Origin of the sequence: Flavobacterium aquidurense (assembly GCF_031458035.1) — a bacterium.
Classification (GTDB): domain Bacteria; phylum Bacteroidota; class Bacteroidia; order Flavobacteriales; family Flavobacteriaceae; genus Flavobacterium; species Flavobacterium aquidurense_C.
In genome coordinates this window covers 1-13,261 of sequence record NZ_JAVDXR010000018.1, presented here as the reverse complement: position 1 = coordinate 13,261, position 13,261 = coordinate 1, and the positions used below count along the sequence as shown (strand labels likewise).

General features: G+C 33.6%; 9 protein-coding genes. 5 read left to right on the top strand and 4 right to left on the bottom strand.

The window, feature by feature from the left end; translation table 11 throughout:
- Nucleotides 1–120: 120 nt before the first annotated feature.
- A complete protein-coding gene (locus tag J2X17_RS18940; RefSeq protein ID WP_310301642.1) occupies nt 121–1,572 on the bottom strand; it encodes an FAD-dependent oxidoreductase in 1,452 nt (483 codons plus the stop codon).
- Nucleotides 1,573–1,825: 253 nt separating this feature from the next.
- Here J2X17_RS18940 and J2X17_RS18935 point away from each other — a divergent pair, with 253 nt between their 5' ends.
- On the top strand, nt 1,826–2,368 hold the full coding sequence (locus J2X17_RS18935; RefSeq protein WP_310301640.1) for a DUF3575 domain-containing protein: 543 nt from the start codon (nt 1,826–1,828) through the stop codon (nt 2,366–2,368).
- A gap of 76 nt (nt 2,369–2,444) precedes the next feature.
- Here J2X17_RS18935 and J2X17_RS18930 read toward each other — a convergent pair whose 3' ends face one another.
- From J2X17_RS18930 to J2X17_RS18920, 3 genes are all read right to left on the bottom strand, one after another.
- Nucleotides 2,445–2,864 (bottom strand): VOC family protein, encoded by a 420-nt coding sequence (locus J2X17_RS18930; RefSeq protein WP_310301638.1) that lies wholly within the window; start codon nt 2,862–2,864, stop codon nt 2,445–2,447.
- Between the two features lie 123 nt (nt 2,865–2,987).
- Nucleotides 2,988–4,322 (bottom strand): sensor histidine kinase, encoded by a 1,335-nt coding sequence (locus J2X17_RS18925; protein WP_310301636.1) that lies wholly within the window; start codon nt 4,320–4,322, stop codon nt 2,988–2,990.
- Nucleotide 4,323: 1 nt separating this feature from the next.
- Entirely contained in the window at nt 4,324–5,673 is a 1,350-nt protein-coding gene (locus J2X17_RS18920) for a sigma-54-dependent transcriptional regulator (RefSeq protein WP_310301634.1), read from the bottom strand.
- A gap of 480 nt (nt 5,674–6,153) precedes the next feature.
- Here J2X17_RS18920 and J2X17_RS18915 point away from each other — a divergent pair, with 480 nt between their 5' ends.
- The 4 genes from J2X17_RS18915 to J2X17_RS18900 all read left to right on the top strand — a co-directional run bounded on the left by J2X17_RS18915 (nt 6,154) and on the right by J2X17_RS18900 (nt 12,942).
- A complete protein-coding gene (locus J2X17_RS18915; RefSeq protein WP_310301632.1) occupies nt 6,154–6,867 on the top strand; it encodes an ABC transporter ATP-binding protein in 714 nt (237 codons plus the stop codon).
- 4 nt (nt 6,868–6,871) lie between these two features.
- Nucleotides 6,872–9,283, top strand: a complete 2,412-nt coding sequence (locus tag J2X17_RS18910) for an ABC transporter permease (RefSeq protein WP_310301630.1) — start codon at nt 6,872–6,874, stop codon at nt 9,281–9,283.
- Nucleotides 9,284–11,707, top strand: a complete 2,424-nt coding sequence (locus tag J2X17_RS18905) for an ABC transporter permease (RefSeq protein WP_310301628.1) — start codon at nt 9,284–9,286, stop codon at nt 11,705–11,707.
- Nucleotides 11,708–11,877: 170 nt separating this feature from the next.
- Nucleotides 11,878–12,942: a pectinesterase family protein gene (locus J2X17_RS18900; protein WP_310301626.1), complete on the top strand. Its 1,065-nt coding sequence runs from the start codon at nt 11,878–11,880 to the stop codon at nt 12,940–12,942.
- Nucleotides 12,943–13,261 lie beyond the last annotated feature (319 nt).

Genomic DNA, 13,261 nt, shown 5'->3' with positions numbered 1-13,261 from the left:
ATTTTAAAAGCTCTATCGGGGTCATCTTAAATTCTTAGATTGCAAATTTCTCATTTTATTTTGATATTTCCTCCCCAAGATTTGTTCTTGATCCAATACAATCATCAATCCTGATTTTGTTTATATATTCTTTTTCTTCAAACAGCGCCCTCTTGGTTCGTCACCCTCATGTAGTACAATTTCGGAATGTAAAAAGTGAGCCGCCTCTGCAGAATCTTTCACTTTGACAGCACTGCGCGCTAACATTTCTGATTCAAACTCAGTTAATACGCTTTCTCTTATTCCTGCTTTTCTCCACTGAGACAAAGGTCGGCATCCTCTTGAGATTCCCCTTGCAAGCGAGAGCGCATCTAGCAGCGCCTGATTTGCGCCTTGCCCTTTGAACGGACTCATTGGGTGAGCCGCGTCTCCAATCAGCGTTACTTGTTTTCCTTTGGCTAACAATTCTGAGTTGAGTAATTCCCGGTCATATACAGGATAGCCAGAAATGTGCGTTTCTAAAGTTGCCGTCATAATTTGAGGAATAGGATCGTGCCACTGTGTTCTTCGACACGCTTCTTCCTTAAGTGCCTTAGGCCCCTGACCACTTAAAATTTTAGCCTCTTCTTCTGGCATTGGAAAGCTAAGTTGCCACATTACCGAGTCTGAAGTATAAGGCATTATATAAATTCGCTCTTTACCATTTGCGGTTTGAAATACTGTCGCCGAATCCAATAAAGAAGTATCAACAACTTCAAGAGCACTTAAAGGGCAAATACCCAGTATCACAATACAACCCAGATAACGTAAAGGAGTAATATCATCACCAATCAGTAATCTACGTACCGAACTGCGAATACCATCTGCTCCAACTACAAGATCTGCCTTAGTGTTTTTCATTTCACCATTCACTTGAAAGCTTATATCAAGACTACCATCTTTCGATTCCTTAAAATCTACTAATTGGTGCCCCCATTGTATTGCATCATCTCCGCCGAGCTGTTCAAGTAAAGCTAAGCGTAATGACTGACGTGAGATATGTACATTTGAACGTTTTTGAGATGTTCTGCTTTCTGATGGAATCCACTTTCTGTTTCCCCATTCGCCGATTACTTTTCCTTCTGTAGTATGAACCAAATGCCTTGTTGAAATCACCCCATCGTCTAACGAGAAAATGCCGAATCCTTCTATAGCTTTACTTGCTTGTTGCAAAGTGAGGCCATAGCCTTGAGATCGGGCATTAAAGTGTGTATCGCGCTCATAAAGTTTAAAAGGAATTCTGCGATGCAAACATGCCACGGCCAAAGCCACTCCTCCTATTCCACCGCCAATAATAGCAACTTGCGGGTAGTTTTCTTTATCTGCAACAGGATGACTGGCAGAAGCAATCAACCCAGATCCGGAACAGTTTAAGCACGAGTATAAATGCCCCTTTGGACGAACCGGAACCGTTCCTTCGCCATTGTCTTTTTCAAATTTATCCAATTCGAATTGATATCGAAGTCGCACTTTCTTAGTGAGCCTTTGTCTTTTTTTCCCGCGTCCCTGACATTCCTCACAAATAGTCCAGCTTGCTAATTCCTCTTTTTTCACGACCTCTTTATTTAACTTGATTCTTCCCTATCTTCTTATAAAACTTGTCCGACACAATTGTGGCGATTCCATAACTTCAAAACAAAGAATCAGCAGCGCAAAACTACTTTTTTCAAATTGAAATAGAAAGGATTTACCGGCAAACAAGATTCCCGATTTTAATTTGCAATTAATTTAACAAGTCTATTAACACAATTTAACATCTTAAAAAAGAATTAGTTATATGTTTACTTCTTAACGAAACAATCAACTTATGAAAAAAACTTTATTGGTAGCTGTTATCCTGTTTTCATTTTTTTCTGTAAAAGCTCAAAATGAAACCAATTCAAATCTGTACGAAAAAAACAATGAAATTAAATTAAATCTTGCTTCACCTTTATCCGGATCTTTCGAGACGACTTATGAAAGACATTTAAACAAAAAATCATCATTGGGAATTTCATTTTTTTATGTGTACGATCGTACAATAAATTACGATTTAAATTATTCTATCTCTCCATATTACAGAAGATATTTCGGAAAGAAATATGCTTCAGGCTTTTTTGTAGAAGGATTTGGAATGCTAACATCTATCGATGGGAAAAAAATATACAGTTCAGAAGATCATTCAACTTTTACAGAAAATCCCGCTGTTACTGATTTTGCACTTGGTGCAGGTTTAGGCTGGAAATGGGCGGCTAAAAGCGGATTTATTATTGAGGCAAATGTTGGTTACGGTTTTCTATTATTTAATGCAAATAAAACAGACCACAACATTGTCAATAAACTTGGTCTAAACGTTGGCTATCGATTTTAAAGTATTAAAAAAAAACTCCATTATTTCTAATGGAATTTTTTTTTAATACTTTTATTTAAACAGCATTATAGTTATATTACATCGGTTCCCAAAGTTCAATTTTATTTCCATCGGCATCCATAATATGCACAAATTTTCCATAATCATAGGTAGCAATTTCGTCGAGTATTGTAACTCCGTTCTTTTTAAGGTTGTCTAAAAGCCCTTCAATATTTTGAACTCGATAATTAATCATAAACTCTTTTTTAGACGGAGAAAAATAGTCATCCCCTTTTTTAAAAGTACTCCACTGTAGCGCTTCGATTGCATCAGGATTATTGATATTTCTGGATTCAAAAGTCGAACCCCAATCATTCACTTCGAGTCCTAAATTTTCAGCGTACCATTCTCTTGTTTCCTTCGGATTATCGGAAAAAAAGAAAATACCGCCAACGCCTGTTACTTTTGGTGTTTTGTCTGAATTTGAATTGTCTGATTGTTTTTTTGAGTCTTCCATAATATTTATCTTTAGTTACCGAATTCTAAAATTAATTTCGAATTCACTAAGATAAAACTAATTTCAAAAACAACAGCAATACAATATAACAATTAATATATCAACAACTTACAATTCAAACAATCACCCCTCCACTAAACAAATTTCAAAAACAGTTTTTCCATTTTCGCTTTTATGTGCAATGTAGCCACCATGCGCCTCAATAATGTTTTTAGATAAAGTCAGGCCAATTCCGGCGCCTTCATTTCTGGTAGTGAAAAATGGTAGAAATATTTTATTCTCGATTTCTTGTTCAATGCCGCTTCCGTTATCTGCAATTCTAATGAAAATTCTGTTTTCTTTGGCTTCCGCCGAAATAGAAATATGTTTCTGATTCACACCTTTTAAAGCATGAATACAATTTGTTAAAAGATTAATCAAAACCTGCTCGATTTGTTGTGCGTCAATATGAATCCAACGATTAAAAGCAATACCGTTTACAACTTCAATTTGATTTTCTTTGAATAACGGATTCATGACCTGAATTCCATTTTCAATCAACTGTTGTAGCTCAATTTTTTCTTTTTTGGGAGAAGGCAACATGGCAAGTTTTCTATAACCTTCGACAAACTTTTGTAAATGATCACTTCGGCGGAGCATAGTTTCGACACTATTTTTCACATCTTCCAAATCTTCTGATGACAACGAATCCTGTTCTACCAAATCTTGTAAATTCTGGCAAATCGAACGAATTGGCGTGATTGAATTTAAAAGTTCATGCGAGATTACTTTCATCAAATTTACCCACGCATCTTTCTCTTTTTTCTCTACTACATTCTGAATCGAGTCGAGTAAAACAATAAAATAATCCTTTTCGAAAATCTCTGTTCGCGAAGCCTGCAAAACAAATGTTTGCATGTTTTGTTCATTTACACGAATTTCGACTGACGTTTTTATTTCCTGAAAGTCATCTTCTTCGATAATTTCGCATAGCGCAGGCAATTGATTTTTAAGATATTTCCATTTAGAAACTTTTGGAACATTAAAATTAGTCGAAAAATAATCGTTCATTAAAAAGATATTCCAATCATTTTCTTCTTTTTGCAGAATGACAATTCCTGTTTCAATATTATTTAGAATCGATCGATAAATAATATCTTTTGAAACCTGTTCGTTTTGTTTGTTTTTGAGTGTTTCATATAAAAGAAATAAATCAGCATAACTTTTATTGAATTTATGCTTGGTAAAATCTGAAGTAAAATCGTTTTGCAAGATAGAAGCAATCGTTTTATCGTAAAGCAAGACAAAATTCCGAACATAAAAATACATTTCACGCACCAGCAGAAAAACAATAAACAAACCAAAAATGCCAGTAAAAATCAAATCCGTTTTAAAGAAAAATATAGAGATTTCAATTCCTGCAACAATCAGAAATAATCTTAAAAACAGCAGTTTGTATGTTTCAAAAGACTTAAACATATTAGTTAATATTGATGTTATACTTCTCTAAACGACGGTATAGTGAACCTCTTGACAAACCAAGTTCTTCGGCAGTTTTACTGATATTATTGTTGTTTTTGAGAAGTGCCTTTTCGACGGCCGCTTTTTCTACAGAAGAAAGCTGAATATCATCCGGATTTTCCTCGTAGGCCGTTATCGTTTCCAAATCTAAATCGGAAACCGTGATTTTATTGTTTTCGCAAAGAATAACAGCTCGTTCGATTTTGTTTTCCATTTCTCGGATATTTCCATTCCAGGCATGTTTTTCTATTTGTTCCAAAACCTTTTTGTCGAAAGTAATTTGTTCTCTTCCATATTTTGAAATCATTTTTTCCAAAAGATATTCGGCCAGTGGAATTTTATCTTCGTAACGTTCTCTTAAAGGCGGAAGCACGATTTCCATTGTATTGATACGGTAATACAAATCTTCCCTGAAATTTTTATCGGCAACTTCCCGTTTCAGGTTTAAATTCGTTGCGGTAATAATTCGGACATTCAATGGCCTGGCCTTAGACTCTCCCAAACGTATTACTGTTTTAGTTTGAATAACCTGCAAAAGTTTCGATTGCAAATGCAATGGGACATTTCCTATTTCATCCAGAAAAATAGTTCCGTTTTGAGCCATTTCAAAACGTCCGGGTGTGTCCGTTTTGGCATCGGTAAAAGCACCTTTGGCATAACCGAATAATTCACTTTCAAAAATATTCGAATTTAACGCTCCCAAATCAACGGCAACAAAAGGGCCGTATTTCCTTTCAGATTGACTAAAAATATGATGCGCCAATACAAATTTCCCAGTTCCGTTTTCACCCAGAATCAAAACATTAGCGTCAGTTTTGGCCACTTTATCAGCCAGGGAATATGCTTTCTTTATAATTTCAGAAGTTCCTATAAAGAAATCATTTTCAATTTCGATATTCTTAATTTTCTTTTGCTCTTTGCGGGATTTATCAACAGCTAATTTTACAGATTCCAGCAACTTTTTATTTTCCCAGGGTTTCAGAATATAATCAAAAGCACCAGATTTTAATCCTTCAACAGCCGTTTCTACTTTTCCGAATGCCGTCATTAAAATCACGACAGTTTTTGGCGAAAGTGTTTTTATTTCTTTTAATAAATACAAACCTTCTCTTCCGTCTTCAAAACCTATTCTGTAATTCATGTCGAGTAAAACGACATCAATAGTTTTTTTAGACAATAATTCAACAATATTTTTCGGATTATTGAGTGTATAAATGTCTTCAAAATACTTTTTTAGAAACACTTTCGACGCAAAAAGGATGTCTTCCTGATCGTCGATGATTAATATTGAGGCATTTGTCTTTTTCATTTTTGTTCGGTTTTGGACGAAAGCTGTCCAAAAATGGACAGTTAATATTTCTCTTAAAAAATAAAATTTTAAAAATAAGGCAGTTAAAGTTTTTAAGTTTTTGGCACGAAAATCACATTAAGACTAACAAATCATCAAATATGTGAAACATTATTGTTGGTAAAAGTAACAAAAATAGATAGCTAACAACTATATTGTCAATTATCTTAATTTCAAATTTGTTTCTATTACGTCGGCAATAAAAATTATTAAAAAACAGAAACCGGTGCGTGTAATTTGTAAAATAATATTTAACACATAGAAACATAGTTTTTCTTTGTCTAAAAAGAAAATTGAAAGAAACTTGTTTCCAACACATAGACAGCGCTATGTGTTTTAAAAAAAGTGAAACGCCTTTTTTAAGTTTACAAAATCTATGTTTCTATGTGTTAATATAAATTATGCGCATCAAATTAAAAACATCAATCTAAAACAACAATTATGATCAGCATTACAAAACTTTCAAAAATTTTTAGAACTGAAGAAATAGAAACCAATGCATTAAGCGAAATTTCATTAAACATCAATCAGGGCGATTTTGTTTCCATCATGGGACCATCGGGAAGCGGAAAATCTACTTTACTGAATATTATCGGCTTGTTAGACAGTGCTTCTGGTGGAAGTTACCAGCTTTTAGGTCAGGAAATGATTAGCGCAAAGGAAAAAGAAAAATCACAAGCCAGAAAAGAAAACATCGGATTCATTTTTCAAAATTTTAATTTAATTGATGAATTATCTGTTTTTGACAATATAGAATTACCTCTTATCTACAACAACGTTCCTTCTTCTGAAAGAAAGAAAAAAGTATACGAGATTGCTAATAAATTAGGAATTTCTCATCGTTTGAAACATTATCCGCAACAGCTTTCGGGAGGTCAGCAACAGCGTGTGGCGGTGGCGAGAGCATTAATTAATGATCCGAAAATTATTCTTGCCGATGAGCCTACAGGAAATCTGGACAGTAAAAACGGAAATGAAGTTATGGAATTACTAACCGACCTTCACGCGAATGGAGCCACAATTTTGATGGTGACGCACTCAGATTATGATGCTTCATTTTCGCAAAAAACAATTTTGATGAAAGACGGAATCATACTTTCTGAAAAAATGAATAATAGAAATGTCGATGTTTTTGCAGCCAATTTAAACAACTAGAATCATGCTGAAGAACTGGATAAACATATTTATATACCACATCAAAAACAGCAAACTCTTTACTGCTTTGAATGTTTTGGGTTTAAGTATTGGAATTGCAGGATTAATTTTCGCGATTTTATATTGGAATGAAGAACATTCCTACGATCAGTGGAATCCGGAAAAAGATAAAATCTATTCGGTAATGAGTAATCTTGGAGGAGGAAATGTCTGGGCGGTATCTTCCGCAATTACTGCCCCTACTTTAAAATCAAGCACCTCATACTTAAATACCTACTGCTATTTTAGAACTAATTACTCGAAAGAAACGATACAATATCATGGAAAAATAGAGTTAGTTGATAAGATTTTTACGGCACAAAGCAGTTTCTTTTCTTTTTTTCCTTTTGGATTTATTCGTGGTGATGCAAAAAATGCTATTCACGATCGCAACAGTATTGCAATTTCTGAAGAAACAGCTTCACGTTTGTTTAAAGACGAAAATCCAATGGGAAAACAAGTCAGATATGCTGAACGACTTTTCGTTGTTCGGGGTGTATATCGATTATCTGACAAATCTTCGATTATGCCGTCTGCGGTTACAACAGTAATAGAAGAGGATTTAGAAAAAAACAGAGAAAGCTGGGGTTTGAGTTATGGATTAATGCTTAAGCTAAAAAAGCAAAGTGACACTACTGCAGTTATCAAAAAACTTGATCAAATTTACCTTGATGAAAACTACCAAAAGCAGGCAAAGAAAGAAGGTTTATCTCTTGAAGTCTTCATAAAAAGATACGGCGAACCACTTAAAACAGAGTTATTGCCCCTTGCGAGCGCAAGACTTTATCAAGGAAACACTCCATTTGCTGAAGGAAATGCCAATCTAATCTTTTTACGAATATTGATGGCTTTATCTATACTTATTCTCCTATTATCGATTGCCAATTACATTAATCTGGCAACTGCCAATGCTGTAAAACGTGCTAAAGAAGTGGGTATAAGAAAAGTTATTGGCGCCTCAAAATTGCAGATTGTTATTCAGTTTGTATTTGAAACCATATTAATGACGCTCTTTTCATTGTTACTGGCTTTAGTAATCGTAGAACTTTCATTGCCTTTTTACAACGCTTTGTTAAATAAAAATCTCATTCTTATCGGAAGTCAATTCTATCTTCAATTACTATTAATTTTCATTTTGGTTGTTTTTGTTTCGGGTGTTATTCCTGCGGTATACATATCAAATTTTGAAGTACTAAAAGTTTTAAAAGGAAATTTTTCCAGGAGCAAAAGCGGTGTATGGCTGCGTAATGGAATGCTAATTCTACAATTTGCCATTGCCACATTTTTTATTATTGGGTCTTTTATTGTGTACCAACAGGTAAATTTTATGACTAAAAAAAATTTAGGTTTTAAAGGAGCGCAAGTCATCGATATTGCATTTAAATCTAAAAAAGGAAAAGGACAGTTTGAAAGATATAAAGCAATTCAACAGGAGCTTCAAAAAATTAATGGCGTTGAAGGTGTTTCTGCAGGATCATTTTCTATCGGAAGTGTTGAAAATTCATGGGCCGGTTTACATTACAAAGACCATCTTGAAGTTATAACTCAGGAAATGGGGGTTGATTTTGGAATGCTGAATCTTCTGAACATACAATTGATAAAAGGACGTGATTTAACAGAAAAAATTTCCTCAGACACAATTTCAAATGTTTTATTAAATGAAACCGCAGCGAAAACATTACTGGAAAAAGACCCTATAGATAAGATTGTCAACTGGCAGGATGGCAATTATAAGGTTGTCGGAATTGTAAAAGACTTTAATTATTTTGGGCTTGAAAACAAAATTGGTCCAATGATTTTCTTTCACATTAAAATACTGCCATGGACTCAAAATGAAATGCATACGATCGCAGTTAAAATTTCTCCAGATAAAATGTCTCAAACTATTGGTGATATTGAGAAGTTTTGGAAAACAAATGTCGATGCCGAATATCCTTTTGAATATAATTTTGTTGATAGAAACTATGCCAGAACCTATAAAAAATATCAGGACCAAAGTCAATTATTTTCACTTTTAAACGGAATCGTAATTCTTATTGCCATTTTCGGACTATTTGCTTTAGCTTCCTTTTCGATGGAAAGACGATTGAGAGAAATTGCTATCCGCAAAACGTTAGGAGCTGAAACCAATATTATAGTGAAAGAACTATCAAAACAATATGTCATTTTTTGCCTGATTGGTTTTTTCATCGGAATAATTCCTGCCTATCTTTTATTACAAAAATGGCTTGAAAATTTTGCTTTTCGAATCGATATACCAATTATGCCTTTTATTCTTGCCTTTGTGTCGTTATTATTTCTAACACTAACCATCGTTTTGGCAAAGGCATATCAAGTAACAAAAGTTGATATATTAAAATATTTAAAATACGAATAAATGATACTAAACTATCTCAACATATTTATTTACCAGCTAAAGCACAACAAACTGTTTTCTTTCCTAAATATTCTGGGATTGTCGATAGGAATTGCCGGTTTGGTCTTTGCCTTACTTTACTGGAATGACGAACACAGCTATAATGCTTGGAATCCTGAAAAAGAAAATGTTTATCAGGTTTTGGTTCAATTGAGCGACATGCCGGCCGTGGCAGAAAATTCTGTACGCCTAAAAGCCTATTTAGAAAATGACCCCAATGTGGAAACTATTGTTTATGCAGATAATTGGTACCAAAAAGATAAAATTGTTTACAACGGAAAAAAGGAATTAATCGATAAAATCATCAATGTTGAAAATGGTTTCTTTTCTCTTTTCCCATTTGAGATTATTAAAGGAAATGCTGTGTCGGTATTAAAAGATGGCTCAGGTATTGCCATTTCAGAAGATATTTCTAAAAGTATATTCGGCGCCGAAAATCCAATTGGAAAACAAGTTAACTGTCTGAAAACGATGTTTACTGTTCGTGCCGTTTACCGCATTCCGGGCAATTCTTCCCTTGCACCCAATGTTATCATAAACAAAATGAAGGATTTGGTTGATCTTAGTAAGAATCAGAGTCTTTTTGCTTTAAAAATACTTTTAAAAATAAAAGAGCCAGCCAAAGTTGACATTACAAAACGAATGCTAGAAAAAGTATATTATGACGAAATCATCGTAAAAAACTCTAAAGAAGCGGGAATGTCTCCCCCAGAAATGGAGAAGAAAGTAGGGCACTTTAACGTTTTTCTAGAACCGCTCTCCCAAGCTAGATTACATTCAATTACTGATGGTTATCCAGAAGGAAGAGGCAATTACCAATTTTTATTGATTATGGTGGGTTTATCAGCTTTGATTCTGACTTTATCCATTGTCAATTACATCAATATGGCAACTGCAAATGCCATTAAACGAGCCAAAGAAGTTGGAATCCGTAAAATTTTAGGTGCCTCAAAAAGTGATATTGTTTTGCAGTTTATTTTTGAAACTATTTTAATTAGCTTATTTTCTATTTTGTTAGCGTTAGTGATTGTAGAACTGACTTTACCTTATTACAATAATTTCCTTGGAAAAAATCTAATGATTGTCGGCGGTCAGTTTTACATACAATTGATTCTGATTTTTATTGTCACCATATTGGTTGCAGGGATTTTTCCGGCACTGTATGTTTCTAATTTCGAAACTATAAAAGTATTAAAAGGCAATTTTGAAAGAAGTAAAAAGGGTATTTGGTTACGAAACGGAATGTTGATTTTTCAATTTGCCATAGCTTCGTTTTTTATCATTGGATCTAACATTGTTTATCAGCAAATAAAGTATTTAAGTGATAAAGATTTAGGTTTTAAAGGCGATCAGGTTGTGGCTATAGCATTAAATTTTCCGTCCTCTTATTATGAAGGCGACCAAATTGGAAAAAATATTTTCAGCCGATACAATACCGTAAAAGAAGAACTTTATAAGATAAAAGGCGTTGATAAAGTTTCGACAGGATTAATTTCTTTTGATGGAACTGACGATGCATTGTGGCCGATTTGGTATAAAGACGAGCTCTTTAAACAAAATGCAATTGGGATAGACTACGGACTCCTTGATCTCATGAAAATAAAAGTTGTTAAAGGACGAAATCTCGATCCGAAATTTGCTTCAGATACCATAAATTCGGTACTGATAAACGAAACCTCTGTGAAATTAATGAATCTAAAGGACCCTATCGATAAGGAAATCAGAATAGGAAATCAAAAGATGAAAATTGTAGGTGTTGTAAAAGATTTTAATTTATTAAGTCCGGAAGTGGCTGTTCCGCCAATGACTTTTTATCACATAAAGACATTGGATATGGCCGGAGAAATGAATATTGTCTATGTAAAATTAAAATCTGATAACATCCAAAACACTATCGCAGATATTGAAAAATTCTGGAACGCAAAAGTCGATACCGAATACCCGTTTAAATATGATTTTGTAGATAAACAATATGCCAGAACTTATGAAACATATAGCAAGCAAAAGAATTTGTTTTCGTTATTGAATATCATTGTAATTTCAATAGCGCTTTTCGGATTATTTGCATTGGCATCGTATTCCATACAAAGGCGAATGAAAGAAATAGCGATCAGAAAAACCCTTGGTGCCGAAACCAATGTATTACTAAAAGAATTATCAAAACAATATATTTTATACTGCATTATTGGTTTTATAATTGCGCTATTTCCTGTTTATTATTTATTGAACAAATGGCTGGAAAATTTTGCATTTAGAATAGACATCAGCACATTCTCATTTATTTCAGGATTTTTAATATTATTATTTTTGACATTAATAATTGTGCTTTCAAGAGCTTATACCGCAACAAAAACAGACATCTTACAGTATTTGAAATATGAATAAGCTCGACCTTAAAAGCAAACCTTCATTAGTAATAATGGAGGTTTTTTATTCAATACAACTTTCTTCAAAAATGGATTACGAAATGACATTATAAACTCTCAAAATTATTATTACTTTCGTGTGTGCCATTTATCATATAGAATATTTACTTTGTTAAAATAAAATCCAAAATGAAAAAAGCATTTCAAATTATTTATTTATCTCTATTAGTTTATAGCAGTTCAATATATTCTCAAAATAATAAAACAGTTTACGACATTGTTGTGGCTTCGGACGGAAGTGGAAATTTCACCAAAGTCCAGGATGCGTTTGAAGCAGTTCCTGACAATAAACTAAAACAAATCATTATTTTCGTGAAAGCTGGTATTTACAAAGAAAAATTGAAGTTGACAACAAATAAAAATAATGTAAAATTAATTGGCGAATCATATAAAAACACCATTATAACCTACGACGATTATGCTGAAATCGCCGGTGGCACCAGTAAATCATTCAGTGTTCTGATTGAAGCGAATAATTTTTATGCCGAAAATATAACTTTCGAAAATACTATTGATAGTAATTTACCGCAATATAAAAAAGGAGGTCAGGCAGTAGCCTTAATGGTTACCGGCGATAAATTGATATTTCATAATTGCAAAATAAGCGGTTTTCAGGACACATTTTACCTGAAGAGTAATACAAGAACCTATATTAAAGATTGTATTATTGATGGCACAACAGACTTCATTTTCGGCGCAGGCATTGCTTTATTTGAGAAATGCTTAATTGAAAGCAAAAGAGATTCCTATATTACAGCCAGCAATCAGGAAGTAGGTAAAAGCAAATATGGTTTTGTATTTAAAAACTGTATGCTTATTAGTGATTCAAAAGGAGAAGCGAAAAGGGTATCATTAGGTCGACCATGGGGAGCTGGAGCAAATGTAGTTTTAATTAATTGTCTGGAAGAATCCCATATTATACCTGAAGGCTGGTCAGTTTGGTCAAAAGATCCTGAACACAAAGCATACAATAATTGGAAAACTGCTTTTTATGCAGAGTACAATTGTCATGGTCCAGGTTTCCAACCCGAGCATCGCATTTCATGGTCACATCAATTAAACAAAACTGAAGCTTTAGAATATACTAAAGAGAAAATATTTGCATCGAATACTACAAAAGCGATTAATCTTGGAGAAGATTGGAATCCTATAATTGAAAATGACAACTGTGATTTTATATTACCTTCTAAATAATCTAAAAGTGCCAAAGCTTTTTAAAAAAGGACTTAAATTATATATATTTTTATTTCAAACATAAAAAATCATTTCAAAATATTTAGAAAAATTCCATAACCCAAAAGTGGCTTTAAGAAGAAAGTGAATTTAAGGAAGAAAGGATTTTTGGGCGTTTCCCTCCGGGCCGGGCTGTCCGCTATATCTTTTGCGATTGTGGTTTTGAGTTTAAATGAAGGTTTTTAGGTATCGCAAAAGGATGCCGCTCCCATCCCTAACGCAGTTTACGGTAAACCAGAAGTACAGTTTTCATAAGAAATTCCAACTTTTATCCCGAAGC